This window comes from Actinoplanes sp. NPDC051405 (assembly GCF_055586185.1).
In genome coordinates this window covers 1-24,986 of the sequence record NZ_JBVJIR010000032.1, presented here as the reverse complement: position 1 = coordinate 24,986, position 24,986 = coordinate 1, and the positions used below count along the sequence as shown (strand labels likewise).

The 24,986-nt window shown below is 72.0% G+C and carries 28 protein-coding genes; 10 read left to right on the top strand and 18 right to left on the bottom strand.

The window, feature by feature from the left end:
- The first annotated feature begins 2 nt into the window (after positions 1-2).
- The 3 genes from ACZ6S4_RS42470 to ACZ6S4_RS42460 are packed head-to-tail and all read left to right on the top strand — an operon-like array spanning position 3 to position 1,426.
- A complete protein-coding gene (locus ACZ6S4_RS42470; RefSeq protein ID WP_465480312.1) occupies positions 3-437 on the top strand; it encodes a hypothetical protein in 435 nt (144 codons plus the stop codon).
- Positions 438-458: 21 nt separating this feature from the next.
- The gene (locus ACZ6S4_RS42465; protein ID WP_465480311.1) at positions 459-755 is read left to right on the top strand and encodes an MTH1187 family thiamine-binding protein; all 297 of its coding nucleotides are present in this window, start codon (positions 459-461) and stop codon (positions 753-755) included.
- On the top strand, positions 752-1,426 hold the full coding sequence (locus ACZ6S4_RS42460; protein WP_465480310.1) for an HAD family hydrolase: 675 nt from the start codon (positions 752-754) through the stop codon (positions 1,424-1,426). The genes ACZ6S4_RS42465 and ACZ6S4_RS42460 overlap by 4 nt, the downstream gene beginning before the upstream one ends.
- 280 nt (positions 1,427-1,706) lie before the next feature.
- Here the strand turns inward: ACZ6S4_RS42460 and ACZ6S4_RS42455 are convergent, their stop codons facing one another.
- The 3 genes from ACZ6S4_RS42455 to recO are packed head-to-tail and all read right to left on the bottom strand — an operon-like array spanning position 1,707 to position 3,831.
- Entirely contained in the window at positions 1,707-2,282 is a 576-nt protein-coding gene (locus ACZ6S4_RS42455) for a histidine phosphatase family protein (RefSeq protein WP_465480309.1), read from the bottom strand.
- Positions 2,279-3,058 (bottom strand): isoprenyl transferase, encoded by a 780-nt coding sequence (locus ACZ6S4_RS42450; RefSeq protein WP_465480308.1) that lies wholly within the window; start codon positions 3,056-3,058, stop codon positions 2,279-2,281. Before ACZ6S4_RS42450 ends, ACZ6S4_RS42455 begins: the two co-directional genes overlap by 4 nt.
- Complete coding sequence (gene recO, locus ACZ6S4_RS42445; RefSeq protein WP_465480307.1) at positions 3,055-3,831, bottom strand: DNA repair protein RecO; 777 nt, start codon at positions 3,829-3,831, stop codon at positions 3,055-3,057. The genes ACZ6S4_RS42450 and recO overlap by 4 nt, the downstream gene beginning before the upstream one ends.
- 119 nt (positions 3,832-3,950) lie before the next feature.
- On the opposite strand from recO, the gene ACZ6S4_RS42440 reads away from it, so the two are divergent.
- Positions 3,951-4,754 (top strand): DUF4097 family beta strand repeat-containing protein, encoded by an 804-nt coding sequence (locus tag ACZ6S4_RS42440; protein WP_465480306.1) that lies wholly within the window; start codon positions 3,951-3,953, stop codon positions 4,752-4,754.
- Here ACZ6S4_RS42440 and ACZ6S4_RS42435 read toward each other — a convergent pair.
- Positions 4,751-5,983 carry an MFS transporter gene (locus ACZ6S4_RS42435; RefSeq protein ID WP_465480305.1) on the bottom strand — a complete coding sequence of 411 codons (1,233 nt, stop codon included), beginning with the start codon at positions 5,981-5,983 and terminating at the stop codon, positions 4,751-4,753. The genes ACZ6S4_RS42440 and ACZ6S4_RS42435 overlap by 4 nt on opposite strands.
- A gap of 115 nt (positions 5,984-6,098) precedes the next feature.
- On the opposite strand from ACZ6S4_RS42435, the gene ACZ6S4_RS42430 reads away from it, so the two are divergent.
- On the top strand, positions 6,099-6,578 hold the full coding sequence (locus tag ACZ6S4_RS42430) for a hypothetical protein (protein ID WP_465480304.1): 480 nt from the start codon (positions 6,099-6,101) through the stop codon (positions 6,576-6,578).
- A 99-nt stretch (positions 6,579-6,677) separates the two neighbouring features.
- On the opposite strand, the gene ACZ6S4_RS42425 is transcribed toward ACZ6S4_RS42430, so the two are convergent.
- The 8 genes from ACZ6S4_RS42425 to ACZ6S4_RS42390 all read right to left on the bottom strand — a co-directional run bounded on the left by ACZ6S4_RS42425 (position 6,678) and on the right by ACZ6S4_RS42390 (position 15,148).
- A complete protein-coding gene (locus ACZ6S4_RS42425; protein ID WP_465480303.1) occupies positions 6,678-7,727 on the bottom strand; it encodes an acyltransferase family protein in 1,050 nt (349 codons plus the stop codon).
- Positions 7,728-7,804: 77 nt separating this feature from the next.
- A complete protein-coding gene (gene era / locus ACZ6S4_RS42420) occupies positions 7,805-8,698 on the bottom strand; it encodes a GTPase Era (protein ID WP_465480354.1) in 894 nt (297 codons plus the stop codon).
- A gap of 1,274 nt (positions 8,699-9,972) precedes the next feature.
- Positions 9,973-10,356, bottom strand: coding sequence for a cytidine deaminase (locus ACZ6S4_RS42415; protein WP_465480302.1), 384 nt, complete (start codon positions 10,354-10,356; stop codon positions 9,973-9,975).
- Positions 10,349-11,716: a hemolysin family protein gene (locus tag ACZ6S4_RS42410; RefSeq protein ID WP_465480301.1), complete on the bottom strand. Its 1,368-nt coding sequence runs from the start codon at positions 11,714-11,716 to the stop codon at positions 10,349-10,351. The genes ACZ6S4_RS42415 and ACZ6S4_RS42410 overlap by 8 nt, the downstream gene beginning before the upstream one ends.
- A 5-nt stretch (positions 11,717-11,721) precedes the next feature.
- Positions 11,722-12,192, bottom strand: coding sequence for an rRNA maturation RNase YbeY (ybeY, locus tag ACZ6S4_RS42405; RefSeq protein WP_212989908.1), 471 nt, complete (start codon positions 12,190-12,192; stop codon positions 11,722-11,724).
- Positions 12,193-12,210: 18 nt separating this feature from the next.
- Entirely contained in the window at positions 12,211-13,272 is a 1,062-nt protein-coding gene (locus tag ACZ6S4_RS42400) for a PhoH family protein (RefSeq protein WP_465480300.1), read from the bottom strand.
- Between the two features lie 161 nt (positions 13,273-13,433).
- The gene (locus tag ACZ6S4_RS42395; RefSeq protein WP_465480299.1) at positions 13,434-14,804 is read right to left on the bottom strand and encodes a serine hydrolase domain-containing protein; all 1,371 of its coding nucleotides are present in this window, start codon (positions 14,802-14,804) and stop codon (positions 13,434-13,436) included.
- Positions 14,801-15,148: an HIT domain-containing protein gene (locus ACZ6S4_RS42390; protein WP_465480298.1), complete on the bottom strand. Its 348-nt coding sequence runs from the start codon at positions 15,146-15,148 to the stop codon at positions 14,801-14,803. Before ACZ6S4_RS42390 ends, ACZ6S4_RS42395 begins: the two co-directional genes overlap by 4 nt.
- A 23-nt stretch (positions 15,149-15,171) precedes the next feature.
- On the opposite strand from ACZ6S4_RS42390, the gene ACZ6S4_RS42385 reads away from it, so the two are divergent.
- Both ACZ6S4_RS42385 and ACZ6S4_RS42380 read left to right on the top strand, forming a co-directional pair.
- Positions 15,172-15,933 carry an SDR family NAD(P)-dependent oxidoreductase gene (locus ACZ6S4_RS42385; protein WP_465480297.1) on the top strand — a complete coding sequence of 254 codons (762 nt, stop codon included), beginning with the start codon at positions 15,172-15,174 and terminating at the stop codon, positions 15,931-15,933.
- A gap of 33 nt (positions 15,934-15,966) precedes the next feature.
- Complete coding sequence (locus tag ACZ6S4_RS42380) at positions 15,967-18,333, top strand: beta-glucosidase (RefSeq protein WP_465480296.1); 2,367 nt, start codon at positions 15,967-15,969, stop codon at positions 18,331-18,333.
- 61 nt (positions 18,334-18,394) lie between these two features.
- Here the strand turns inward: ACZ6S4_RS42380 and ACZ6S4_RS42375 are convergent, their stop codons facing one another.
- The 3 genes from ACZ6S4_RS42375 to ACZ6S4_RS42365 all read right to left on the bottom strand — a co-directional run bounded on the left by ACZ6S4_RS42375 (position 18,395) and on the right by ACZ6S4_RS42365 (position 21,473).
- The gene (locus ACZ6S4_RS42375; protein ID WP_465480295.1) at positions 18,395-18,865 is read right to left on the bottom strand and encodes a hypothetical protein; all 471 of its coding nucleotides are present in this window, start codon (positions 18,863-18,865) and stop codon (positions 18,395-18,397) included.
- A gap of 217 nt (positions 18,866-19,082) precedes the next feature.
- Positions 19,083-20,132: a GNAT family N-acetyltransferase gene (locus ACZ6S4_RS42370; RefSeq protein ID WP_465480294.1), complete on the bottom strand. Its 1,050-nt coding sequence runs from the start codon at positions 20,130-20,132 to the stop codon at positions 19,083-19,085.
- Between the two features lie 42 nt (positions 20,133-20,174).
- Positions 20,175-21,473: a lysine N(6)-hydroxylase/L-ornithine N(5)-oxygenase family protein gene (locus ACZ6S4_RS42365; RefSeq protein WP_465480293.1), complete on the bottom strand. Its 1,299-nt coding sequence runs from the start codon at positions 21,471-21,473 to the stop codon at positions 20,175-20,177.
- Between the two features lie 103 nt (positions 21,474-21,576).
- Between ACZ6S4_RS42365 and ACZ6S4_RS42360 the strand changes: the two genes are divergently transcribed.
- The gene (locus ACZ6S4_RS42360; protein ID WP_465480292.1) at positions 21,577-22,530 is read left to right on the top strand and encodes a methionyl-tRNA formyltransferase; all 954 of its coding nucleotides are present in this window, start codon (positions 21,577-21,579) and stop codon (positions 22,528-22,530) included.
- On the opposite strand, the gene ACZ6S4_RS42355 is transcribed toward ACZ6S4_RS42360, so the two are convergent.
- The gene (locus ACZ6S4_RS42355; protein WP_465480291.1) at positions 22,527-23,255 is read right to left on the bottom strand and encodes an SDR family NAD(P)-dependent oxidoreductase; all 729 of its coding nucleotides are present in this window, start codon (positions 23,253-23,255) and stop codon (positions 22,527-22,529) included. The genes ACZ6S4_RS42360 and ACZ6S4_RS42355 overlap by 4 nt on opposite strands.
- Before the next feature lie 36 nt (positions 23,256-23,291).
- Here ACZ6S4_RS42355 and ACZ6S4_RS42350 point away from each other — a divergent pair, with 36 nt between their 5' ends.
- Complete coding sequence (locus ACZ6S4_RS42350; RefSeq protein WP_465480290.1) at positions 23,292-23,612, top strand: hypothetical protein; 321 nt, start codon at positions 23,292-23,294, stop codon at positions 23,610-23,612.
- Positions 23,613-23,627: 15 nt separating this feature from the next.
- Complete coding sequence (locus ACZ6S4_RS42345; protein ID WP_465480289.1) at positions 23,628-23,981, top strand: hypothetical protein; 354 nt, start codon at positions 23,628-23,630, stop codon at positions 23,979-23,981.
- A gap of 2 nt (positions 23,982-23,983) precedes the next feature.
- On the opposite strand, the gene ACZ6S4_RS42340 is transcribed toward ACZ6S4_RS42345, so the two are convergent.
- Both ACZ6S4_RS42340 and ACZ6S4_RS42335 read right to left on the bottom strand, forming a co-directional pair.
- Positions 23,984-24,412, bottom strand: a complete 429-nt coding sequence (locus ACZ6S4_RS42340) for a hypothetical protein (RefSeq protein ID WP_465480288.1) — start codon at positions 24,410-24,412, stop codon at positions 23,984-23,986.
- Positions 24,413-24,457: 45 nt separating this feature from the next.
- Complete coding sequence (locus tag ACZ6S4_RS42335) at positions 24,458-24,805, bottom strand: hypothetical protein (protein ID WP_465480287.1); 348 nt, start codon at positions 24,803-24,805, stop codon at positions 24,458-24,460.
- Positions 24,806-24,986 lie beyond the last annotated feature (181 nt).

The following is a 24,986-nucleotide window of genomic DNA, read 5'->3' as shown; positions in this document are numbered from 1 at the left end:
CCATGGCAGCTCGCCGGTACGGGTACAGCGTCGGCAACGAGAGCGACCCCGGCGACCCCTGGGGACGCAGCGAATTGAACATCGAACCGGACGGCCGGGTGTCGCTGCGCCATCACTTCCCGGGGCCGCTCGCCACCCGCGCCTGGACGGGCCGGGTCGAGGCGGCGGCGTTGGAGGCGCTGCGGAGTGCGCTGGAGGAAGCCGGGTTCCCGGACGGGCCGAGCGCGCCACCGGTCGCCGGGTCCGGGTTGCGCCGGCTGACGGTGGGGACGGCCTACGTTGCTCTGCCCTGGCACCTGCCCGCAGCCCAGGCCGCGTACGCGAAGGCATTCGACCTCCTCGACGGCGTGATCCACGAACTCACCGCCGGAGCGGTGGCCTACCCGACCACGTACACCGGAATCGTCTCGGACATCACCCCGGCCGTGGGATCTTGATCTTGATCTAGATTGGGGACCATGCTGGTTGCCTTTTCTGTCACGCCGCTCGTCGTGGGTGATTCCGTCGGTGATCTGGTCGCCGAGGCCGTACGCGTGGTCCGGGCCTCCGGGCTGCCGAACCGCACCGATGCCATGTTCACCACCGTCGAGGGCGAGTGGGACGAGGTCATGGCCGTCATCAAGCAGGCCGTGGACGCCGTCGCCGCGCATGCGCCGCGGGTCACCGTCTCCCTCAAGGCCGACATCAGGCCCGGGGTCGCCGACGCGTTGCACGGCAAGGTCGAGCACATCGAGCGGCGGCTGGCCGAGCAGTGAAGCGCCTGATCATGTGGGACATCGACTACACGCTGCTGCGCGGCGGCGGGGTGGCCGCGCGGGCCTGGAAGGCCGCGTTCACCGAGCTCACCGGGGTGGCGTGGCGGGCCACGCCGAACTTCGGCGGGCGCACGGACCTGGACATCTGCGCCGAGGTCTTCGCCACGCACGGGGTCACCGACTGCACGCCGGAGCGGTTCTTCGCCCGCTACGTCGAGGAGGTGCACGTCTCGCGGCACGAGTTCGCCGAGCAGGGTGCGCTGATGCCGGGGGTGCGGGCCGTGCTCGACGAGCTGGGCAGCCGGCCCGACGTGGTGCAGACGCTGGTCACCGGCAACGTGCCGCAGGTCGCCGCGGCCAAGATCGCGGCGTTCGCGCTGACCGGGGCGTTCGACGCGGAGATCGGCGGCTACGGCACCGACGACAGCGTCCGGGCGACGCTGGTGCGGCGCTGCCTGGAACGGGCCGAGGCCAAGTACGGCGAACGCTTCCGGCCGGTGGTCATCGGCGACACGGCCAACGACGTGTCGGCGGCGCTGGCCAACGACGCGCTCGCCGTGGGGGTCGCGACCGGCTCCACCAGCATGGCCGAGCTGGTGCTGGCCGGCGCCCACGCCGTGCTGCCCGACCTGTCCGACGTGGACGCGGCGGTCGCGGTCATCACCGCCTGACGCGCCCGGCACGGGCCGGCGCGCCTGGCACGGGCCGACGCGCCCGGCGCAGGCCGACGCGCCCGGCGCAGGCCGACGCGCCCGGCGCAGGCCGACGCGCCCGGCGCAGGCCGACGCGCCCGGCGCAGGGCGACGCGCCGGCACGGGCTGACGCGCGGCGCGAGCCGACGCGCCCGGCGCGGGCCGACGCACCCGGCCCAGGCCGACGCACCCGGCCCAGGCCGACGCACCCGGCCCAGGCCGACGCGAAGGGCCAGCTAAGAGCAGGCGCGGCCCGGCGCTAGCGCACGCGCAAGTGCGGTGGGAAGCCGGTCCAGCGCAGCTCCGGCGGCAGATGCGCCATGTCGTTGTGCAGCATCAGCGCCGGCGGCCGGTCGTCGCTGTAGCGGATCACCGTCAGCGCCGCGTTGCCCGTGTTCAGGCCCATCCACCGTTCCGGCGGCGCCCCCAGCGCGTCCCGCACGAACCACGCGATCAGGAAGCTGTGCGTGATCACCAGCTCGTACGTCTCCTGCTCGGCCGGCACCGCGAACCGCGCCAGCGCCTGCTCCGCCAGCTTCGGCCCGTCACGCAGCTCGGCCGCGCTCCAGCCCTCGGTCAGCATCGCGTACGGGGCCGGGACGTCAGCCGGCACCCACGGCGGGTAGTCGCCCACGACGTCCGACGGTTGCGCCTGCGGCCAGGCGGCGGCCGTCTCGACCGCGCGGGGCAGCGGGCTGTGCGTGACCGAGGCGAACGGCACGTCGGCCAGCCGGGCGCCCAGCAGCTCGGCCTGGCGGCGGCCCAGGTCGCTGAGGCCGGCGTCCTCGCTGACGGCGTCGCCGTGGCGGACCAGGTAGAGGTAGCGGTGGCTCACTGCGGGGCGACGGGGTTGGGGATCGCACCGCCGAAGCGGCGGTCGCGCTGGGCGTAGAGCTCGCAGGCGTACCACAGATGGCGACGGTCGAAGTCGGGCCAGAGGGTGTCCAGGAACACCAGCTCCGCGTACGCGGACTGCCAGAGCAGGAAGTTGGACGTGCGTTCCTCGCCGGACGGGCGCAGGAACATGTCCACGTCCGGGATCTCCGGGTGGTACAGGTATTTCCGCAGGGTCTTCTCGTTGACCTTGTCGGCCTTGAGCCTGCCCGCCGCCACGTCCCGGGCGATCGCCGCCGCCGCGTCCGCGATCTCCGCGTGACCGCCGTAGTTGACGCAGAACTGCAGGGTGAGGGTCTTGTTGTCCTTCGACATCTCCTCCGCGGTCTGCAGCTCGGAGATCACGCTCTTCCACAGCCGGCCCGGCCGCCCGGACCACACCACCCGCACCCCCAGCTGCACGAGCTGGTCGCGGCGGCGCCGGATGACGTCGCGGTTGAAGCCCATCAGGAAGCGGACCTCTTCCGGTGAGCGCTTCCAGTTCTCCGTGGAGAAGGCGTACGCCGACAGATACGGGATGCCGAGCTCGATCGCGCCCTCGATGGTGTCGAAGAGCGAATACTCCCCCTGCTCGTGACCCTTGGTGCGGGACAGGCCGCGCTCCTTGGCCCAGCGGCCGTTGCCGTCCATGACCACCGCTACGTGCTTCGGCACCGCCGCCGCGGGCAGGGCAGGCGGCCGGACGCCGGAGCTGTGCGGTGTGGGCGGACGTGTCACGAAGTGCTCTCCCGTCGATCGACCAGTGGCAGCGCGCGCAGGTTGCGCTCCATGTGCCACTGCAGGTGTGCTGCCACCAGCCCGCTGCACTCACGGCGTACGGGTTGCTCGGTGGCGTCGGCGAGCTGCCAGTCGCCGCTGGTCAGGGCCTGCATCAGGGCGATCGTCGCCGGGGCCGGATGGGCCGCGCCGGGCGGCCGGCAGTCGGGGCAGACCGCGCCGCCGGCCGGCACCGAGAAGGCGCCGTGCTGCCCCGGGCTGCCGCAGACCGCGCACTCGCCGAGGGCGGGCGCCCAACCGGCGAAGGACATGCCGCGCAGCAGATAGGCGTCCAGGACCAGGCTGCTGGCGTGCTCGCCCGCCGCCAGGGCCTTGAGCGCGCCCAGGGTGAGCTGGAACAGCCGCAGGGCGGGCTCGCGCTCGACCGGGGACAGCCGCTCGGCGGTCTCGGCGATGGCGCTGGCCGCGGTGTAGCGGGGGTAGTCGGTGAGGAACTTCTTCCCGTACAGCATCAGGGCCTCGACCTGGCTGACCGAGTGCAGGCTGCTGCCGACGCCCTCGGGCGAGCCGGCGAGCTGCAGGTCGATGTGGCCGAACGGCTCCAGCCGGGCGCCGAACTTGGAGCTGGTGCGGCGCACCCCGCGGGCGACCGCGCGCAGCCGCCCGTGCCGGCGGGTCAGCAGGGTGATGATCCGGTCGCTCTCGCCCAGTTTCTGCACGCGCAGGACCACCGCGTCGTCGCGGTAGAGATGGCGTCGGTATCCGGCGGGCACGGGGTCATTCTGCCTCCTGGGTACGACAGACCCTGACCCGGATCTCAGGGTCTTCTCGGGGCCGCCTCAGTGGGAGGACTGATGGTGCCCGGGTGCCGGCGCCGCCTAGCGTCACAGGCATGACCCCGACTCTCGCCCGGCGCGCCGGCGCCGTCACCCTGATCGCCGCGACCGCGGCCGCCCTGGCCGGCTGCGGCGGAGGGATCGGCGCCCGGCTGACCTACGACGACACCGAGAAGGTGAAGGTCTCCGAGATCGTCCTGACGGGCGGCAGCGGGGACGTCACCGTGACCACGGCGGCGATCGCCGACACCCGGATCAAGCGCATCGTGCGCAGCGACGGCTCCGACGACCCGCGGGCCTCGTACGAGCTCTCCGGCACGGTGCTGACCCTGGACACCAACTGCGGGCCGAACTGCCAGGTCTCGTACGAGATCCAGGCCCCGACCGGGGTGGCCGTGCGCGGCAAGCTCGGCTCCGGCGACCTCGCGCTCAGCGACATCGGCTCGGCGGACGTCACGGTGGGCTCCGGCGGCGCCGCCATCGACCGGGCGAGCGGCACGGTGTCGCTCAAGGCCGGCTCGGGCGACATCCTGGCCAACGACCTGCAGGGCGAGACGACGCTGGTCACCGGCTCGGGCGATGTGGAGGCCCACGGCATCGGCGGCGGCAAGGCGGTCCGGGCCCAGACCGGCTCCGGCGACGTCACGGTCGAGGTGACGAAGGTGGCGTCGGTGACCGCGCGCACCGGCAGCGGCAACATCGAGCTGATGGTGCCGGACGGTGCCTACCAGGTGAAGACGCGCACCGGCTCGGGCGACGCGGAACTGCTCGGGATCGTCAACGACGCGACCGCCAAGAACGTCATCGAGGTGCAGACCGGCAGCGGGGACGCGACCATCACCGCCATCCCGGGCAGCTAAGGAATGTCGGCCGGGTGCCGCTCCCGCCGCGACAGCCAGACGAACGGCAGCGCGAGCGCGGCGACACCCGCCGAGATCACGTACGAGGCCGGGTAGCCCCAGACGTCGGCGGCCCGGCCCAGCGCGGGCTGGGCCACGACCCCGCCGGTCGAGGCCATCAGCGAATCGAAGGACAGGATGGTCGCGCGCTGCTGCGACGGGATCATGCCGTTCAGGTACGCCTGCCGTACGGGCTGGCCGGCCGCCGACAGCAGCCCCCAGGTGACCACCAGGGCCAGGACCACCCAGAAGTTCGGGATCAGGGCGATCAGCAGCACGGCCAGCACGCTCAGGCCCAGGGTGACGAGCAGCATCGAGGTGCGCCGGGCGAAGACCCGCCGCAGCGCCGGGGCGACCAGCCCGCCGACGATCTGCGCGGCGGCCAGCAACGCGGCGGAGAGGCCGACGATCCCGTACGCGGTCTCGTCACCCCACAACTCCAGCAGGTACGGCTGCAACGCGTAGTGCACGTAGATCATCGCGCCGCCGGTGCAGGGCGCGGCCAGCATGAGCCAGCGCACCGGGCGGACCCGCAGGCCGTACTCGACGGACTGGGCGGCGATCCGGCGTACCTCGGTGCGGTAGCCCCCGCCGCGGTCCGGGGTGAAGCCGAGGTCGTGCATCAGCAGCGCGGCCACCACCAGCATCACCACGAGCACGGCGGCCCGCAGCAGGTAGGGCGCACCGAGCCCGGCGACCTGGGCGAGATATCCGCCGCCACCCGCCCCGACGAGCATCCCGATGCCCATGAAGACCTGCCCGCGGGCGAAGACCCGGTCCAGGCTCCCGGTGTAACCGGTGGCGGCCAGCGCGTCGACCAGCCAGGCCTCGGTGGCGCCGGAGAAGAACGTGAAGCCCAGCCCGATCAGCGCCGACGACACCGCCCAGGCCCAGAACGGCCCGTCGATGCGCCACAGCCAGACGTAGAGCACGGTGGTCGCCGCCAGCGTCACCGTGCCGAGCAGGTACGACGCCCGGCGCCCCCAGGAGTCGGCGACGATGCCGGTGGGCACCTCGAACAGCACCATGCCGGCGGTGAAGAACGCGTTCGCGGCGAACGCCTGGAAGTTGGTCAGCCCGGCGTCCAGCAGGAACAGCGTGTTGACGCCCCAGATCAGCGAGGCCGCCAGGGTGTTGCCGAGCCCGAGCGCGTAGTACGTCCGGCGGACGTGCGCGGCCGTGATGGTCATGTATGCACAGTCTCACCATGGACGGTGGCACGAAGGTAGGAGCACGCCGATCAGCTTGATCAATTAGGTTCTCCGCATCGCACACGTCGCATGCATCGCACGGGGAGCCCATCACATGTCCGCACGTTCTGTATCGTTCGCCGCCATCGGCGGTCTCCTGATCCTGGGCCTCGCCGCTTGCGGGAGCACCGGCGACGCCGACGCCACGGCGCGGAAGCCGGCCGCCACGCCGGCGGCCCCGGCGGTCAGCGCCACCACGTCGGCGCCGGCCGCCGAGCCGACCGGCCGGAAGCCGGACGACAAGGGCGGCTCGGCCAGCTGCCCGGTGACCACCGCGACCCTGCTGGCGGCGATCGAGAAGGAGCACCCGGACTGGGGCAAGCAGGAGCTGACCGACATCACCTGCCACAAGGACTACGCCATCTCGACCCGGCGGGCTGTCGACCCTCAGGGCGACACCGAGGTCGAGACCTTCCGCTACACCGACGGAGCGTGGCGCACCTTCGTGGGCGGCAGCGACGGCTACTGCAAGGGCGTGCCCGCGGACGTCACCAAGTACTTCCGCGCCCACGGTCGCGAGGGTTGCCAGAGCTGACCGGAGGCCACGTCCGCCGGACGCATCCGGCGGACGTGCACGGCGGATCGGGCTCAGTCGCCGGCGGTCCGGCCGGTCGAGGCCGGCGGCGGGTGCGGATCACGTGCGCACGGTCTCGGCGAGCTGCCCGACAGCGGGCGACACCGGCGCCACGGCCGGCCGGTGTGGACGGCCGCCGGGCAGCAGCACGGGCCGGCGCCCGGCGGCGAAGTCCTCGATCCAGCCGAAGAGCGCGACGGCGAGCGCGACCAGCGCGACGATCACCACGAGCCGCCACCCGATCCCGGTCGCGCCGCGCACCGGCAGGCCGTGCGTCTCCCCGATCCGGGTCACGGCCACGATGATCGGCACGTGCCAGAGGTAGATCGTCAGGGCCCGCGCGTTGAGCACGGTGACCAGCCGCGACGCCCGGGTCGCGGTGACGGCCGGGGCCAGGCCGAGCGCGACGAGGATGAATGCCGCGGACCAGAGCGCGTTGCCGAGCGGGATGTCGTTGAGGTCGTACCCCCGGGGTCCGGGATGGGTGAGCACCCAGCCGGCGCCGGCCGTCGCCAGCAGCACCGCGAAGCCGGCCAGGCGGCGCCGCGCGAGCCGGCGCAGCATCCCGTCGTGGTGGGCGAAGCCGAGCAGCCACGCGCCGCCGTAGAGGGCCATGTCGCGCACGATCGGGTGCGGGGTGAGGCCGAGCAGGGTGATGACTGCCAGGGCGGTGTACGGCGTCGCCAGGGACAGTTTGGGGAAGCGGCGGAAGACCGGCAGCGCGAGCGGCGAGAGCAGCACGAACCAGAGGAAGTCCCGCAGGTACCAGGTGGCGCTCAGGGCCATCGAGCCCCAGCCGTTGGCCGGCGGGTCCTGCACCGGGAACGCCCAGTACAGGATCTTCCAGTCCCAGGCCAGGCCGGTGAGCAGCATGGCCGGCACGGCGATGGCGGACATCGCCCACAGCGACGGCAGCAGGCGGCGCAGCCGGCGCTCGACGGCGAGCGGCCCGGACCGGTCGAGCGAGGCCGCCATCAGCGAGCCGGCCAGCGCGAACATCACCGACATGGCCGGGAACGCGATGGTGAGGGCGACCCAGCCGGTGGAGTGGTAGACGACCACCCGGACGATCGCGATGGCACGCAACAGGTCCAGGTACCGATTCCGCATGACGTAAAGGGCTATCTAAATAAGCCCCCACAAAGCAAACCGAAACCGGCATCCGGTGATATGGCCCACAAAAGCGATTAAAAACCCAATCGACGAAGCTGCTTGGGGTCGCGCTGCCATTCCTTGGCGATCCGCACGTGCAGATCCAGATAGATCTTGCGGCCCAGCAACTGCTCGATCTCGGCGCGAGCCTTGGTGCCGACATCCTTGAGCCGGGCACCCTTGGTGCCGATCACGATCGACTTCTGGCTGTCCCGCTCGACGTACAGGTTCGCGTAGATCTTCATCGACCGGCCCTCGATCACCATCTCCTCGACCAGCACGGCGATCGAGTGCGGCAGCTCCTCCCGGACCCCCTCGAGCGCGGCCTCGCGGATCAGCTCCCCGATGAGCACCTGCTCGGGCTCCTCGGTCAGCACGTCGTCCGGATACAGCGGCGGCGACTCGGGCAGGTGCTTGACGATCACGTCGACCAGGGTGTCGACCTGATGGCCGGAAACAGCGCTGACCGGCACGATGTCGGCGAAGTCATAGAGCTTGCTGACATCCATCAGCCGCTGCGCGAGCGTCGCCGGATCGACCAGGTCGACCTTGGTGACCACGGCGATGACGGTGGCCTTGAGCTCGGCCATCTCGGCCGAGATGAACCGGTCACCCGCACCGACCGGCTCGTCCGCCGGGAAGCAGATGCCGATCACGTCGACCTCGCTCCAGGTCTCCCGGACCAGGTCGTTGAGGCGCTCGCCGAGCAGCGTCCGGGGCCGGTGCAGGCCGGGGGTGTCGACCAGCACGAGCTGGGCGTGCTCCTGGTGCAGGATGCCGCGGATGATGTGCCGGGTGGTCTGCGGCTTGTTGGACGTGATGGCGATCTTCTGACCGATGATCGCATTGGTCAGCGTGGATTTTCCGGCATTCGGCCGACCGACAAAACAGGCAAACCCGGCACGGTAAACATCCTCCGCGACCTTGATCTCCCGGGTGGCGGCCTTGTGCCGATGCTTCTTTCTTCCCGTACGGGCATCAGCCGCCCCGCCGGAAGCCCGTGGCCCCGGGCTCAGGTTGCCTGACTCAGCCCCGCCGTCAGCAACAACGCCCGCGCCCGCGGCGGCCGGCACGGAAGCACCGGCACCGTCGCGCTCGGCGGGGGTTTTCGCCCCATGGACGTTTTCGCCGTTCGTGGTGTTGCGCTTCGCTGCGCCTGCGGCTTCGCTGCGCTTCTTGGCTCCGCCTACGGCTTCGCCTCGCTTGGCTGCGCCTACGGCTTCGCCGCGCTTCGCTCCCGCGGCTTCGCCGCTGACCGTCGCGCCACGCTTCGCACCATCCGCGGCTCCGCCGCTACCTGCCGCGCCACGCTTCGCATTTCCCGCAGCTTCGCCGCTGACCGTCGCGCCACGCTTCGCTCCCGCGGCTTCGCCGCTCCCCGCGGCGCCACGCGTGGCCGCAGTCGCGCCACCAGCGGCTTCGCCGCGCTTCGCAGCCCCGCCGGCCTCACCACGCTTGACCGCACCGACACCACGCTTCACTCCGCCGCCCGCAGCACCGCCCTGCTCGCGCCGAGCCGCCCGCCGTTCCTGCCGCCGAAGCTCGTTCCGCTCCCCCGCAGTAAGCCGCCGCTCCTCGCCACCGCCACCGACGGCACGCTCTGCGCCACCGCCCTCAGCATCAGCCCGATTCACCCGGCCGCCCGTAGCCCGCCGTTCACCACCGGCCCCAGCACCCGGCGAACGCCCAGCAGCCGCAGCCGCCTGAGAACGCCCGGTCCCCCCGGCCGCCGTCCGTGGACTCCACTTGGGCTTGGAACGCGCCGGCCGAAGCTCACCGGTCTCACTGACAGCATCCGACCGCGTCGGCAGTACCGGCCGCCCCGCACCGCCGCCACCCGCAGACCTACCCGCGCTTCCCCGCGCTCCCCCAGCGCCGCGGTCGCCACCGCTGCCGCGAGCGCCGGCCGAGCCACGCGCCCCACCATCGCGCCCAGCGACGCTCCCGGCGCGGCCGGCGCCGCCGCCTCGCGAGCCGCCGGCACCTCCGCCGCCACCAGCGCCCCGCGAACCGCCTGCGCCGCCACCAGCGCCCCGCGGACCGCCTGCACCTCCGCCGCCTCCAGCGGCTCCGGCCTTCCGTCCGAGACCCCCAGCGGCCGAACCCTCAGCGCCACCACGCGCGCCGCCGGCCCCCGACGACGGGCGCCCAGCCTTACCGCGCGCCGCGTCGCCGTCGCGAGCCGAAGCCTCGCCACCCGTCGTCACGCCGTCACCGTGCCCAGCAGGGCCCCGGTCGGCGAGGCCACATGGACCGGGGCGTCCGCCGCCAGATCACGTACAGCCGCGTGCCCGGCGCCGTCCAGCGTCGACGCTTCCGTCACCACCGCCGCCGCTTCGAGCTTGGTCGCGCCGGCTGCCACCGCGGAAGCCACCGCGAGCTGCAGGGCAGTCACCGCCAGGCTGGGCAGGACCACGGTTGCCGCCGCGTACGTGCGGCCGTCCTGGTCGCGTACCGCTGCTCCTTCGACCGCGCCCACCCGGGCGCGGGCGCCGCGGGCCAGCGTGACCAGCTTGGCGTCCTCGGCGGTGAGCTCGCCCTCGGCGGCGGGGACGGCGGGTCCGGCGGGGCTGGTCTGGTCAGGCATCAGCGTGCTGTCTTTCCTCGGTCTCGGGGATGTTCTCGGTGTCCTCAGCTTCGTCTGAGGCGGTTTCGACCCGGCACACCAGCACCGAGTCGATCCGGTTGCGGCGGCCGGTGGTGCCCTCCGCGATCAGGTGCAGGCCGCCGACGTCGACGGACGCGCCCGGGATCGGCACCCGGCCCAGGGTCTGGGCGAGCAGGCCGCCGACGGTCTCGACCTCGTCGGCCGGCAGCTCGACGTGGAAGATCTCGCCGAGGTCCTCGATCGGCAGCCGGGCGGTGACCCGCACCGAACCGTCGTCGAGGTGTTCCACGGGCGGGCGCTCGACGTCGTACTCGTCGGTGATCTCGCCGACGATCTCCTCGAGGATGTCCTCGATGGTGACCAGGCCGGCCGTGCCGCCGTACTCGTCGACGACGATGACCAGGTGGGTGCGGGCCGCCTGCATCTCCGACAGCAGGTCGTCGACCGGCTTGGACTCCGGCACGAAGGTCGCGCCGCGCATGAGCTCGGCGACCGGCATGGCCGAGGCCGCCGGGTCGCCGTTCTGGGTGCTGCGCACGACGTCCTTGAGGTACAGCACGCCGAGCACGTCGTCGACGCTCTCGCCGATCACCGGGATGCGGGAGAAGCCGGAGCGCAGGAAGAGGAACAGCGCCTGCTGCAACGTCTTGGGTGCTTCTATCCACACCATCTCGGTGCGCGGCACCATCACCTCGCGGGCGATGGTGTCGCCGAGCGCGAAGACGGAGTGGATCATCTCGCGTTCGCCGTGCTCGACGACGCCGCGCTGCTCGGCCAGGTCGACCAGCTCACGCAGCTCGACCTGGCTGCCGAACGGGCCCTCGGGGAAGCCCTTGCCGGGCGTGACCGCGTTACCGATCAGGATCAGCAGGGACGCCAGCGGGTTCAGCACCCGTCCGAGCCAGCGGACCAGCGGTGCGGCCGCTTTGCCCACCGCGTACGCGTGCTGGCGCCCGACCGTACGCGGTGCGACACCGACCACGACGAAGCTGACCAGCGTCATCGCCCCGGCCGTGACCAGCGCGGCCCGCCAGCCGGCGCCCCAGCTGTCCACCGCGACGAGCGCGACCAGCGTGGTCGCGGTCAGCTCGCAGAGCAGCCGGAGCAACAGCAGAAGGTTGAGGTGGCGGACGACGTCACCGGCGACGGCTTCCAGGGCGGCGGCACCGCGCTGGCCTTCGCGGGCCATCTCGGCGGCGCGCGCCGAGGAGACCGTGGCCAGCGCCGCGTCGGTCATCGACGCCAGGCCGGCCAGGAAGACCAGGACCGCGGCGTAGATGACCAGTTGCACGTCGGGCAGCCCGCTGGTCGGGCCGGCCGCGAGTAAGGATGGCTCCACGGGGATCAGCCGGCCCGCCGTCCGGAGCGCCAGCTCTGCAGGAGCCGGGCCTGCAACGCGAACATCTCGCGCTCCTCCTCGGGCTCGGCGTGGTCGTAGCCGAGCAGGTGCAGCACTCCGTGCACGGTGAGCAGGTGCAGCTCGTCCGCCGGGGTGTGCCCGGCGACCGCGGCCTGCTTCGCCGCCACCTCGGGGGCCAGCACGATGTCGCCGAGCAGGGCCGGCTCACCCGTGCCGGCCTCGCCGGGACCGTGGTCGACGCTGCCCTCGTCCATGGGGAAGGCGAGCACGTCGGTGGGGCCGTCACTGCCCATCCAGCGATGGTTCAGCTCGGTCATGTAGTCGATGTCGACCAGCAGGATCGAGAGCTCGGCGAGGGGGTTGACCCCCATCTCCTCGAGCGCGTGCCGGGCCACCGCCAGGATCGCGTCGGTGTCGACCTCGACTCCCGACTCGTTGGCGATCTCGATGGACATGTAGTGCGTAACCCCTTATCAGCGCCGGCGGTTCGGGCGGCCACCGCTGGCGGCCCGGCCCGGCACGGCATGGACGGACTGCGTGGCCTGTTGTTCCTGCTCGACGTCGTAGCGGGCGTACGCGTCGACGATCTCGGCGACCAGCCGGTGCCGGACGACGTCGGAGCTGGTGAGCTCGGAGAAGTGCACGTCGTCGACGCCCTGCAGGATCTCCCGGACGATACGCAGCCCGCTGGTGGTGCCCCCGGGCAGGTCGACCTGGGTGACGTCACCGGTGACCACGATCTTGGCGCCGAAGCCGAGCCGGGTCAGGAACATCTTCATCTGCTCGGGCGTCGTGTTCTGCGCCTCGTCCAGAATGATGAACGCATCGTTGAGGGTCCTTCCCCGCATGTAGGCCAGCGGGGCGACCTCGATCGTGCCCGCTGCCATCAGGCGCGGGATCGACTCGGGGTCGAGCATGTCGTGCAGCGCGTCGTACAGCGGCCGCAGGTACGGGTCGATCTTCTCGTTCAGCGTGCCGGGCAGGAAGCCCAGCCGCTCGCCCGCCTCGACCGCCGGCCGGGTCAGGATGATCCGGTTGACCTGCTTGGAGGTCAGCGCCTGGACGGCCTTGGCCATCGCCAGGTAGGTCTTGCCGGTGCCGGCCGGGCCGATGCCGAAGACGATCGTGTTCTCGTCGATGGCGTCGACGTAGCGCTTCTGCCCGAGCGTCTTGGGGCGGATGGTCTTGCCGCGCCGGGAGAGGATGTTGATGGTCAGCACCTCGGCGGGGCGCTCGGCGGTGTTCTGCTCGAGCATCGCGACGGTGCGGCGGACGGCGTCGACGCTGAGGGTCTCGCCTCTCTCGATCAGCTCGATGAGCTCCGAGAAGAGGCGTTCGGCCGTGGCGTTGTCGGCGGGCACGCCGGTGATGGTGATCTCGTTGCCGCGGACGTGGACGTCGCTGGTGAGGGTGCGCTCGATGTGCCGCAGGATCTCGTCCTTGGCGCCGAGCAGGTTCACCATGATCTTCGGGTCGGAGACCGAGATCCTGGTCTGGGCCCGGGCGGCAGCGTTGCTGGGATCGGTGCCGGTCATAGGGGCGGCCGTGAGGCCTCAGCCACCTGCTCTCATTCTCGTCCCGGTTCGGAGAGGCCCGCCTCTCCGGCGGCCCGCGTAAGGATCGTGCCATCGTATCCGGTCGGCGGCACCCGCGCCGATGCCATTATCGGCGGGTCGGCCGGGCCGGGAACAGCGGGTCAGCCCTCGGAGACCGGTACGCCGTCGAAGGTCTCCTGGACCCGGGTGAACCGGTAGGTGGCCCAGTGCATCCGGACCACCCGGCCCTCGGCGTCGCGGGTCAGCCGGAGCAGCTCGCCGGCCTCGCGCCCGGAGATCGTCCGGAGCACGTCGGGCTGGCCGGGCAGCGGCCGGAAGATCGACGGTGGCCGGTCGGCCGGCGCGTCGGCCCCGCGGGACTGCAGCGCGCCGTCGTGCCAGCTGAAGACGTGCGCGAAGCCTTCGCTCCACCAGGGCCCGAGCACCGAGCGGTACGCCGGCGGGGCGGCCCGGCCCGGTGACCAGGCGCGCACCTCGGCTGGGTCGGCCTCGACGGCCAGGGCGAGCAGCTCGTGGACCAGGTCGTTGATCTCTATGGCCGTGCCGGAGGAGGCCAGCACCGCGGCGCCCAGTGCGCCCGGGTTGCCTTCGCCGCCGCGCCGGCCGTAGACGCCGGCGAGGAAGCCGGGCATGGCGCCGTCGTGCCCGACGTGCATCACCCGGCGGCCCTGCGGCGCGAGGATGAGACCGAGGCCGAAGCCGCCGGACCAGAGGGTCTCGTCGGTCGTGGTCTGCGGCCAGCGCATCTCGTCGAGGGTCTCGGGCGCCAGCACCAGCGCGCCGGGGTCGACGATCTCCGGGCTGGCCAGGAAGGCCGCCCAGCGCGCCATGTCGCCGGCGGTGCTCCAGAGCTGCGCGGCCGGGGCGGCGCCGCCCATGTCGAGCTGCGGTTCGGGGCGGGCGGCGTCGGAATAGGTGTCCACCAGGTAGCCGACCACGGCGTCGCCGGTCGGCTCGACGGTGGTGGAGGTCAGGCCGAGCGGTTCGAGGATCTGCTCGTGCAGCACCGAGGCCCAGGTGCCCCCGCGCAGCTTGGCCACCAGCTGCCCGAGGACAGCCAGGCCCAGGTTGGAGTAGTGGTAGCGGCGGTTGTTGGGCAGCACCCGCTCGGCCTTGGCCAGGTCGGCGAGCAGGGCGGCGTCGTCGGGTGCGACCAGCAGGTCCCACACGTCGCCGTGCGGCTCGCGCTGGAAGCCGGCGGTGTGCGAGAGCAGCCTGCGGATGGTGGCGGTGCCGTGCGAGGGCACGTCGAGGTGGGTGGCGATGGGGTCGTCGAGGTCGAGCAGGCCGTCGTCGCGGGCCTGCATGACCAGCACGGCCGTGAAGGTCTTGGTGACCGAGCCGATCCGGAACCGGCTCTGCGCGTCGAGGGCGCGGGGGTTGCCGGAGGTGCCGACGGCGCAGGTCCAGAGGCTGCGGTCGGCGCGGTGCAGGGCGACGGAGAGGGCGGGCACCCGGGCGTCGGCCTGGACCCTGCGGACGGCGCGCTCCAGGCGCTGCTCCGGGGTCACCGGGCCACCATCGGCCCGAGCGGCCGGCCGCCGACGACGTGGGCGTGCACGTGGAAGACCTCCTGGCCGCCGTGGTTGCCGGTGTTGAAGATCAGCCGGAAGCCGTCGCCGGTGAGCCCCTCGGCCTCGGCGACCGCGGCGGACGCGGCCAGCACGTCGGCGGCCGCGGCCGGGTCGGCGGCGAGCGCGACGACGTCCCGGTGGTGCGCCTTGGGGATCACCAGGACGTGCACCGGGGCCTTCGGGTCGATGTCGCGGAAGGCCAGCGTGGTGGGGGTCTCGTGCACGACAGTCGCGGGGATCTCCCCGGCGACGATGCGGCAGAACAGGCAGTCGTTGTCCACGCCGAAGATCCTAGAGTGAGGCCATGACAGGACGCGCGATCCTCGTGACCGGTTCCTCCCGCGGCATCGGCCGGGCCGTCGCGACCCGGTTCGCCGAAGCCGGCGACCGGGTCGCCATCCATCACCGGGACTCGGCCGGGCTGGCCGGGGAACTGGCCGCGGCGCTGCCGGGCCGCGGCCACATCGTGGTACGGGCCGAGCTGGCCGACCCCACAGCGGTACGGGCCATGGTCGACGAGGCGGCGCAGCGGCTCGACGGCCTGGACGTGCTGGTCAACAACGCCGGCGTGTTCGGGCCCACGGACCGCCCGCACCCGATCTTCGGCACCGGTTACGAGCAGTGGCAGGCCAACTGGCGGGCCACCTTCGACGTGAACCTGTTCGGGGCGGCGAACGCGTCCTGGGCGGCGGCGCAGCACATGCGCGAGCGCGGGGGCCGGATCATCAACGTGTCGTCGCGCGGCGCGTTCCGGGGCGAGCCCGACCAGCCCGCGTACGGCGCCAGCAAAGCGGCCATGAACTCGATGGCGCAGTCGCTGGCGGTGGCGCTGGCCCCGTACGGGATCGGGGTGGCTTGTGTGGCCCCGGGTTTCGTGGAGACCGACATGACCAACGAGCACCTGAAGTCGCCGCGCGGGGACGCGATCCGGGCGCAGAGCCCGTTCGGCCGGGTGGCGCGGCCGGCGGAGATCGCGAGTGCGGTGCACTGGCTGGCGTCGCCCGAGGCGGAGTGGGCCTCGGGCACGATCATCGACCTGAACGGGGCCTCGTACCTGCGCACGTAGGATCTTGGTATTCGACGTGATGGGAGCGCTTCCATGGATGACCTGCTGGCCCGGTTGACCCTCGAGCAGAAGGTGTCGCTGCTGGGCGGCCAGGACTTCTGGTCCCTGCCCGCGATCGCGGAGATCGGGCTGCGCTCGCTGGTGATGTCCGACGGGCCGATCGGCGTCCGCGGCACCGGCTGGGCCCCCGACGACCCGTCGATCGCCCTGCCCAGCCCGACCGCGCTGGCCGCCACCTGGGATCCGGCGCTGGCCCGCAAGGCCGGGCACCTGCTGGGTCAGGAGTCCCGGCGCAAGGGCGTGCACCTGCTGCTCGGCCCCACGGTCAACCTGCAGCGCACCCCGCTGGGCGGCCGGCACTTCGAGTGCTACTCCGAGGATCCCCTGCTCAGCGGCGAGATCGCGGTCGGTTTTGTGGCCGGGGTGCAGGAGCACGGGGTCGGCACCACGGTGAAGCACCTGGTGGGCAACGACTTCGAGACCGACCGGATGACCGTCGACGTGCGGATCGGCGAGCGGGCGCTGCGCGAGCTGTATCTGGCGCCGTTCGAGCGGGTGGTGGCGGCTGGCGGCTGGGGTGTGATGAGCGCCTACAACGGCGTCAACGGCCGGCCCATGGCGTCGAACGGCCGGCTGCAGTCGGACATCCTCAAGGACGAGTGGGGCTTCGACGGCATCGTGGTCTCCGACTGGCGGGCGGCCCGGGAGACGGTTCCCGCCGCGCTCGGCGGGCTGGACATCGCCATGCCGGCGATGGAGAACCCGTGGGGCGCCAAGCTGGTCGCGGCGGTGCGGACCGGCGAGGTGGCCGAGGAGCTGATCGACGAGAAGGTACGGCGGGTGCTGCGCCTGGCCGGCCGGGTGGGCGTGCTCGACGGCGTACCCCCGGCGGTTGTCTCTTTCCCGCCGGACCTGGACGGCGACGCCGTGGCGCACGAGGTCGCGGCCCGGTCCTTCGTGCTGGCCCGCAACGAGCAGTTCACGCTGCCCCTGGAGCCGGCGGCGCTGACGAAGGTCGCCGTGATCGGGGCGCTGGCCACCGACGCCCGGGTGCTCGGCGGCGGCAGCGCCCAGGTGGTGCCGCCGCACGTGATCTCCCCGCTGGACGGCCTGAGCCGGGCACTGTCCGGCGTGGACGTGGTGCACGCCGTCGGCGCCGACCCGCGCCCGTTCCTGCCCGCGCTGCCGCAGCCGGCGTCGATCGAGCTGCTGGGCGCCGGGCACCGCTTCGACGTCGACACCGCCGCCGTGCGCTGGATCGGTGACCTGCCCGCGGGCCTGGACCCGGCCGTCGTCACGGGCCTGGAGATGCGCACGACATTCACGCCCGAGCAGGACGGTGAGCACACCTTCGCGGTGTCCGGCTTCGGCACCTTCGACCTGCGGGTGGGCGCCCGGCAGCTGTACAACGGGACGCTGCACCCGCCCGGCGCCACCCGCGCCGACCTGCTGCTCTCCCCGCGCGAGCACCGCGCGGTGGCCGAGCTGACAGCCGGCGAGCCGGTCGAGGTGGTGCTGCGCCAGAGCATCCAGCCGGGCATGGCGCACACGGTCAGCGCGACGCTGGGCCACCTGGCGCCGGGCGTCTCCGCGGACAGCATGATCGAGGAGGCGGTGGCGCTGGCGGCGTCGTCGGACGTCGCGGTGGTCGTCGTGGGCACGACCGAGCAGGTCGAGTCCGAGGGCTTCGACCGCACGTCACTCTCGCTGCCGGGCCGGCAGGACGAGCTGGTGGTACGGGTGGCAGCGGCGAACCCGCGTACGGTCGTGGTGGTCAACGCCGGCTCACCGGTGCTGCTGCCCTGGGCCGACGACGTGGCGGCGGTGCTGCTCACCTGGTTCCCGGGGCAGGAGGCCGGGGCGGCGCTGGCCGACGTCCTGCTCGGCGTCACCGAACCGGGCGGCCGGCTGCCGACCACGTGGCCGCGCCGCGAGCAGGACTGCCCGATTCTTCAGGTGGTCCCCCGCGACGGCGAGGTGGCCTACGACGAGGGCATCTTCATCGGCTACCGGGCCTGGCAGCGGGCCGGCACCACCCCGCTGTACGCCTTCGGCCACGGCCTGGGCTACACCAGCTGGCAGTACGAGACGCTGTCGGTGTCGGCCACCGAGGCGGTCGTGACCCTGACGAACACCGGCGCCCGGTTCGGCCGCGAGGTCGTCCAGGTGTACGCCGGTGGGCAGGGCGAGCCGTCGGCGCCGGAAAGGCCGGCGCGCTGGCTGGCCGGTTTCCACCCGGTCGAGGCGCACCCGGGCGAGACCGTGACCGTCCGTATCCCCCTGCCGCCGCGCACCTGGCAGGTCTGGGACGAGGGCTGGCAGACCGTCCCGGGCACGTACGAGGTGACCGCCGCGCACGCCCTCGACGACCCGCGGCTGACCGCCACCCTGTCGCTCTAGCAGCCGGCGCATGCGAGAGGGCCACGACCGCTCGGCGGTCGTGGCCCTCTTCGCGTGGTGGTCAGTTGCGGGTGACGGTCAGGTTCAGGCCCTCGTTCTGGTCGTTGGTCCAGGAGACCGAGAAGCCGGGCCAGTCGCCCTGCAACCGGCCGTCGGCCTCGACCGTGCCGTACATCCGGTCGGCCAGCGCGCCGGGCACCTGCAGAGTGTCGAATACGCAGGTCATGGCGCTTGCGGAGAGGCCATCCGGGGACTTGTCCCCGGCGCCTTTGACGGTCAGCTTGCGGTTGCTGTCAGAGAGCTTCATACCGTTCTTGGCGGGGTCGCACTTCTGCACCGCGATGAGGAGCGGATCCTGCTCCGCGGCCGCGACGGGCTGCGGTCCATTGTCGGCGTTCCCGTCGTCGAGGAGCTTGGGCACCAGGACGATGCCGGCCACGACGACGAGGACGGCGAAGATCACCCAAGGGATCGGGCTGCGCTTCCGGAGGTGCGGCGCAGGTGCTGGTGGGAGCTGGCGGGGTTGCGTCATGTGGGTTCCTTCGCGCCAGGGGAGGGGGCGGACGCGCGGACGAAAGTGTGCGCTCCGACACGCGACAAGACAACGATCACACTGCGAACTGACTAATCGGACTAGTCGACTGTGGAAATAAGTCTTACCAGACCCCTCATGATCAGTCACGCAGAGTTATATTTGCCACTGTGAGAGAGCAGGGGTTGACGCAGCGCAATGTCGGCGCTCACGGTCATCAGCGGACCCGATAGTGGTAGCGGTGGGAATGGGCGAAACCTACCCGGGAGTACAGTTCACGGGCGGCGACGGTGCCCTCTTCGACTTGGAGATACAGCGAGTTGCAGTCGCGGGCGGCCGCCCAGCGCGCCCCGGCGCCGAGGACGGTCAGCGCGAGACCGCGACGCCGGTACTCCTGGCGGGTCGCCATGCAGAACACTCCGGCCCGCTCGCCGTCGGCCACGAACAGTCCGATCGCGGCATCTCGGCCGTCCACCCGGACGAGCACGAACGCGGCCGGTGACGGGACCCGGGCGAGGACCCGGTCGGCCACTGCCGAGGTGTCGTCGGGCCCGTTGAGCGCCTGATAAGCGGCCAGCCATTCGGCACTCGCCCTTGGGTGGATCACAACACTCGTGGATGGGTGGGCGGCGCTTGCCGCACTGTCGGCCGCAGACCACGCGGCGGTAGCCGCACTGTCGGCCGCAAACCACGCGGCGGTAGCCGCACTGTCGGCCGCAGACCACGCGGCGGTAGCCGCACTGTCGGCCGCGGAGCACGCGGCGGTAGCCGCACTGTCGGCCGCGGAGCACGCGGCGCTTGCCGCATGGCGGGCCGTCGGGGATCCGGCGGGCCCGTCGCGGATTGTCGCCGGGGGCGTCGCGGCGATCACGTCGCGGATTGTCGCCGGGGGCGTCGCGGCGATCACGTCGCGGATTGTCGCCGGGGGCGTCGCGGCGATCACGTCGGCGGTCGTAGCGGTCAGGACGAGGGTCGGGGCCTCGCGGCGGTAGCCGCGGGCGGCGAGAGCCGCATCCAGCACAGGGTGCCGCTCGGCCGGGCTGACCTGGACCATGGTCGGCAGACCGGCCGCGAGATAGAAGGCCTCCACCGCTTCCACGGAGTCTTCCGGATGCTGGTCCGGCGCCGGCGGCAGGGCCGAGTTGGAGCGCCGGCGGGCCACACCCGGAGTGTGCCGCAGCAGCCAACCGGCCGCGGTCTCGGTGCGGCCGGCCGGCCACGCCGCCGCGGCCGACTGCTCTATCCGGGCCGGTTGAGGATCAGACATGATCCGATTCTATGCATGGTTATGCGTTGTAGAAAATGAATATCAGACGCTGACCAGGGCCGGCGCCGACCGGCGGGTCACCACCGAGTCGAGGATCTCCCCCACCCGGATCGCGGTGTTCGACAGCAGCGCCGACGTGATGCCGTGCGTGTGCTCCGTACCGCCCTGGAGGTAGATGCCCACCCGCAGGCGCGGGTCGGTCGCCGCGCGGTAGTCGCGCTCGACCCTCGGCCGGCCGAGTTCGTCGCGGTGGCACAGGTCGCCCAGTTCGCCGAGGATCGCGTACGGGTCGGCCTGGTGGTAGCCCGTCGCGCAGACCACCACGTCCGCGGCCAGGCGCTGGGTCTCCCCGGTGACCAGCGACCGTACGCTCGCCACCACCTGGTCCGGCCCGTCGGCCACCTCGGTCAGCCGGGACACGTTCAGCATTCGCAGCCGCTGCTTGCCGAGCACCTTCTCCTGGTACGCCCGGCGGTACAGGTCGTCGATCAGGTCCATGTCGACCACGGAGTAGTTCGTGTTGGAGTGGTAGCTCATCAGCTGCCGCTTCACGTCCTCCGGGGCCACGTAGAAGTCGTCGACCGCCGCCGGGTCGAAGATGCGGTTGGCGAAACTGCTGTCGTCGGCCGGCGAGTAGCCGTACCGGGAGAAGACCGCGCAGATCTCGGCCGTGGGGAACTCGCGGTGCAGGGTCGCGACCGCCTCCGCGGCGCTCTGCCCGGCGCCGACCACGACGATCCGGCGCGGCTCGGTGCCGCGCAGCTTCGGCATGTTGTGCAGCAGGTCGCTGGTGTGCCAGATCCGGTCGGACGCCGTCACGCCCTCGGGCAGGCGCGGGCGCAGCCCGGTGCCGATCACCAGGTTCCGGGCGCGGTGGGTGCTGAGCTGCCCGCCGTGGCGCGAGAGCACGTCGACCGCGACCACGTCACCGCCGGCGGCGGCGACCGGGGTCACCGACAGCACCTCGGCGTCGTAGGTGACCTGATCGTCGACCTGCGCGGCGGCCCAGGCGAAGTAGTCGTGGAACTCGACCCGCAGCGGGAACAGGTTCTTGTGGTTGATGAAGTCGATGAGCCGGCCCTGGCTGTGCAGATAGCGCAGGAAGGTGAACTCACTGGTCGGGTTCCGCAGCGTCACCAGGTCCTTGAGGAAGGAGACCTGCATCGTGGCGTCGTCGAGCAGCATGCCGCGGTGCCAGCCGAAGCCGGCCTGCCGTTCCAGGAACCGGGCGCGCACCCGGGCCTCCGGAGCCTGCCCGCTGTTGTGTTCCGACACGGCGATGGCCATGGCCAGATTGGACGGCCCGAAGCCGATCCCCACGACATCGACAGGTTCAGACATGTCCGTCCCCTCCACGGCGGGGCCGACCTGACCCCAGATTTCGGTTAGCCTAACCTAAGCATCTGCGGAGGCGTCCGCAGTGCCGAGTGAGGGAGAAAAATTCATGCGCGTCGTCATGTTCGGCTTCCAGACCTGGGGGCACCGGACCCTGCAGGCGTTGCTGGATTCGGCACACGACGTGGTCATGGTGGTCACCCACCCGGTCGGCGACGGCGCGTACGAGAAGGTCTGGTCGGACTCGGTCGCCGAGCTCGCCGAGGCCCACGGCGTGCCGGTCATGCTGCGTGAACGGCCCGACGACGAGGAGCTGTACGAGGCACTGAAGCAGGTCGCGCCGGACGTCATCGTGGCCACCAACTGGCGCACCTGGATCCCGCCGCGCATCTTCAACCTGCCGCCGTTCGGCACGCTCAACGTGCACGACGCGCTGCTGCCGGCGTACGCGGGCTTCTCGCCCTTGATCTGGGCCTTGCTCAACGATGAACGCGAGGTGGGCGTGACCGCCCACATGATGGACGACACGCTGGACGCGGGACCGATCGTGCTGCAGCGCGCCGTCCCGGTCGGCCCGGCCGACACCACGACGGACCTGTTCCACAAGACGCTGGAGCTGTTCGGCCCGATCACCGTCGACGGTCTGGCGGCCATCGCGAGCGGTCGGCGTGACTTCGTGCCGCAGGACCGCTCCAAGGCCAGCTTCTTCCACAAGCGGTCGGAGGAGGACATCCGCATCGACTGGACCTGGTCGGCCGAGGAGCTGGAACGGCTGGTCCGGGCCCAGTCAGCGCCGTACCCCCAGGCTTTTTGTTTCCACAAGGGGCGCCGCCTGGAAATCGTCACGGCCGCGGTCTCGCGGGCGGTCTACGGCGGCACGCCGGGCCGCATCTTCTTCCGCGAGGGCGACGGCGTGGCGATCGTGGCGGGCGCGGAAGCCCGCCGCGGCCGCAGCAAGGCGCTGCTGATCCGCTCGGTCCGCACCGACGAGGGCGTGGAGATGCCGGCCCAGGAGTACTTCACGACGATGGGTGGCTACCTGACCAGCCACCCGGACCGCTAACCGAGGACCAGTCCCCCACCGACCTCGACCACCTGCCCGGTCATCGCCCCCGAGCCGTCGGCGACCAGAAACCGTACGGCGGTGAGCAGATCCGCCGGGACCAGCGTGCGCGGCACGGCCTGGGCGGCGACGAGCCCGGGGTGCGGGTCGTCGCCCAGGATCTCCCGCTCGCGCTCGGTCAGGATCGCGCCGGGCGAGAGCGCGTTGACCGTGACCCCGGCGGGGCCGAACGACCGCGCGAGCGAGCGGGTGAGGCCGACGAGGGCGGCCTTGCTGGCCACGTACGACGGCCCGGACGGCCCGCCGAGCGCCACGGTGGCCGAGGTGACGTTGACGATCCGCCCCCAGCCCCGCCCGGCCATCCCGGCGCCGAACGCCTGCGCCAGCAGCATCGGCGCGGTGACGTTGACGGCGAAGGTCTCCTGCCACTCGTCGAGGGACAGCGCGTCGAAGGCGACGTTCGAGGCGCGGGAGGCGTTGTTGATGAGGATGTCGACCGGGCCGGCCCGCTCGGCGAGTGCGGAGACGGCGGCCGGGTCGGCGAGATCGGCTTCGAGGATCTCGGTGCGGGCGCCGCGGTCCCGGCATTGCCGCGCTACGGCCTCGGCCTCTTCGGCGGCGTCCAGGTGGTGCAGCAGGATGGTCCAGCCGGCTGCTGCCAGGTCGACGGCGATCGCGGCGCCGATTCCTCGTCGTGCGCCGGTCACCAGCACTCGTCGTCCCACCGCAGCAGCTTAGAACCTCGTGGTTCAATTCCGGCCGTGATCGACGACTGGCCCCTCCCCCTGCGTACCGCGTTGCGGCGCGGCCGGCTCATCGTCGCCGAGGTGCCCGCGGCGGCACACGGCCGTCGCGCCTGGGTCACGGTCTACCCGCTCGCCGGGGGCGCCTTCAACGTGTTTCAGCGGGAGTTCGACAACACCTACATCGACAACGACTGGTGCTTCGGACCGGACGACGGCATGACCGAAGCGCGGAGCGAGCAGGCCGGCGACGAGGGCCAGCTGGGCCGGATCCTCGTGGAGTGGGGTGTCGCCCCGGACCAGCTCACCTACGCGCACCGGACCGATTACCCCGTCTGAGGCTAGGGTGCGGGCGTGCAAAATGTGACTGGTGGCCCGCGAACGGACCGTCGCCGGGATCTGGCCGGGTGGTTGCTGACGCCGCTGGTCACGCTGGTGCTCGGGCCGGCGGTCGCGGCCTCGGCGGGGCTGCTGATGGTGCTGTGGGACGACATGAGTGAGGTTCCCCGGGCGTGCGCGGAGACATTGACCGACAACCTGTGTGAGGAAATCACCCTCGAGGTGGTCGGGCAGCACGTCGCGGTCTTCGGGGTGCTGTGGCTGGGGTTGTGGTTGCTGCCCTGGTGGCGGGGGCTGCGCGGGGTCCGGATCGGAATCGCGGTTCTGGCTTGTGTGGTGCTTGTGGCCGCGCCGCTGCGAATGGACTGATCTCAGGTGAGGCAGTGGACCCAGACGACGAGTTCTGCGGACCAGGAGCCTTGGCCGCGGACCTGGAGAACGGCCAGTTCGACTCGCTGGCCGTTCGTCCCGGCAGCCAGGCAGGGTGGACGGTCGCCCTGGTGGTCTTCGCCGGCCGCGTCGGTCCACGGCACGTCGGCGACCACCGGGATGCTTTCGCCCTCACCGGGGCCCACGTAGTCACGGCCGTCGAATCTGACCGCGATGGCCTGGACGTCGCCGTCGGCGGCATCTGTGGCGACGCCGCTGATCGTTCCCTGTACTACGTCGGGCACGCCGTTGCCGGCGGTCAGGTAGTAGGTCGCTGTCGCGCCGAGGAAAAGGCCGAGCGTCAGCGCCGCCAGGATGAGTGGTCCGGAGCGCCGGACCACCGCGTCGGAGGGCGGTGCGAGAGCAGTCATGGCGTGAGGGTAGAGATCGGGCCGGGAAGCCGCTGCCCGCGAAGGTCAGTCGGCGTAGTCGGCCGGGTTGAAGATGCGGGCGGTCAGGGGCTCCGGAACCGTCGCGATGCCCGGGCCGCCCGCGTCCAGCCAGGCGGCCACCGCGGCGACGAGATTGTCGTCCAGAACGTCGCCCAGGTGGACCAGGCGGGCGCCGGCTCGGCGGGCGGCGGGGGTCGGGTGCACCACGACCACGTTCGAGCGTTCGCAGACTCGTAGGCATTCGCTCACGCGTACCCGATGTCGGTCACCCAGCGCGCCGCGGATCGCCTCCAGTTGGGCGTCGTGGTCGGTTTCCGGATGCTTGTCGGCGCTGCCGCAGCAGCAGTCCCGGCAGATCGTCAGCGCGCCCATCGCAGTGCCCCCGGCCCGCCGGCCTCAGTGGACCAGAACGCCGGAGATCTGGTCGTGGGGGGGGGGGGGGGGGGGCGAGGGGGGGGGGGGGGGGTGGGTGGGGGGGGTTTTTTTTTTTGTATTTTTTGCGCGTCGTGACCCGCCATGCCCCTCTCCCTCCCTTAACTGCCTTAACGAACAA

Excerpts from the sequence above, each read along its gene's own strand:
- ACZ6S4_RS42470 (WP_465480312.1), top strand. The coding sequence starts at position 3 with ATGGCAGCTCGCCGGTACGGGTACAGCGTCGGCAACGAGAGCGACCCC.
- ACZ6S4_RS42465 (WP_465480311.1), top strand. The coding sequence starts at position 459 with ATGCTGGTTGCCTTTTCTGTCACGCCGCTCGTCGTGGGTGATTCCGTC.
- ACZ6S4_RS42440 (WP_465480306.1), top strand. The coding sequence starts at position 3,951 with ATGACCCCGACTCTCGCCCGGCGCGCCGGCGCCGTCACCCTGATCGCC.
- ACZ6S4_RS42435 (WP_465480305.1), bottom strand. The coding sequence starts at position 5,983 with ATGACCATCACGGCCGCGCACGTCCGCCGGACGTACTACGCGCTCGGG.
- ACZ6S4_RS42430 (WP_465480304.1), top strand. The coding sequence starts at position 6,099 with ATGTCCGCACGTTCTGTATCGTTCGCCGCCATCGGCGGTCTCCTGATC.
- ACZ6S4_RS42425 (WP_465480303.1), bottom strand. The coding sequence starts at position 7,727 with ATGCGGAATCGGTACCTGGACCTGTTGCGTGCCATCGCGATCGTCCGG.
- ACZ6S4_RS42415 (WP_465480302.1), bottom strand. The coding sequence starts at position 10,356 with ATGCCTGACCAGACCAGCCCCGCCGGACCCGCCGTCCCCGCCGCCGAG.
- ybeY (WP_212989908.1), bottom strand. The coding sequence starts at position 12,192 with ATGTCCATCGAGATCGCCAACGAGTCGGGAGTCGAGGTCGACACCGAC.
- ACZ6S4_RS42400 (WP_465480300.1), bottom strand. The coding sequence starts at position 13,272 with ATGACCGGCACCGATCCCAGCAACGCTGCCGCCCGGGCCCAGACCAGG.
- ACZ6S4_RS42385 (WP_465480297.1), top strand. The coding sequence starts at position 15,172 with ATGACAGGACGCGCGATCCTCGTGACCGGTTCCTCCCGCGGCATCGGC.
- ACZ6S4_RS42380 (WP_465480296.1), top strand. The coding sequence starts at position 15,967 with ATGGATGACCTGCTGGCCCGGTTGACCCTCGAGCAGAAGGTGTCGCTG.
- ACZ6S4_RS42375 (WP_465480295.1), bottom strand. The coding sequence starts at position 18,865 with ATGACGCAACCCCGCCAGCTCCCACCAGCACCTGCGCCGCACCTCCGG.
- ACZ6S4_RS42370 (WP_465480294.1), bottom strand. The coding sequence starts at position 20,132 with ATGTCTGATCCTCAACCGGCCCGGATAGAGCAGTCGGCCGCGGCGGCG.
- ACZ6S4_RS42365 (WP_465480293.1), bottom strand. The coding sequence starts at position 21,473 with ATGTCTGAACCTGTCGATGTCGTGGGGATCGGCTTCGGGCCGTCCAAT.
- ACZ6S4_RS42360 (WP_465480292.1), top strand. The coding sequence starts at position 21,577 with ATGCGCGTCGTCATGTTCGGCTTCCAGACCTGGGGGCACCGGACCCTG.
- ACZ6S4_RS42340 (WP_465480288.1), bottom strand. The coding sequence starts at position 24,412 with ATGACTGCTCTCGCACCGCCCTCCGACGCGGTGGTCCGGCGCTCCGGA.
- ACZ6S4_RS42335 (WP_465480287.1), bottom strand. The coding sequence starts at position 24,805 with ATGGGCGCGCTGACGATCTGCCGGGACTGCTGCTGCGGCAGCGCCGAC.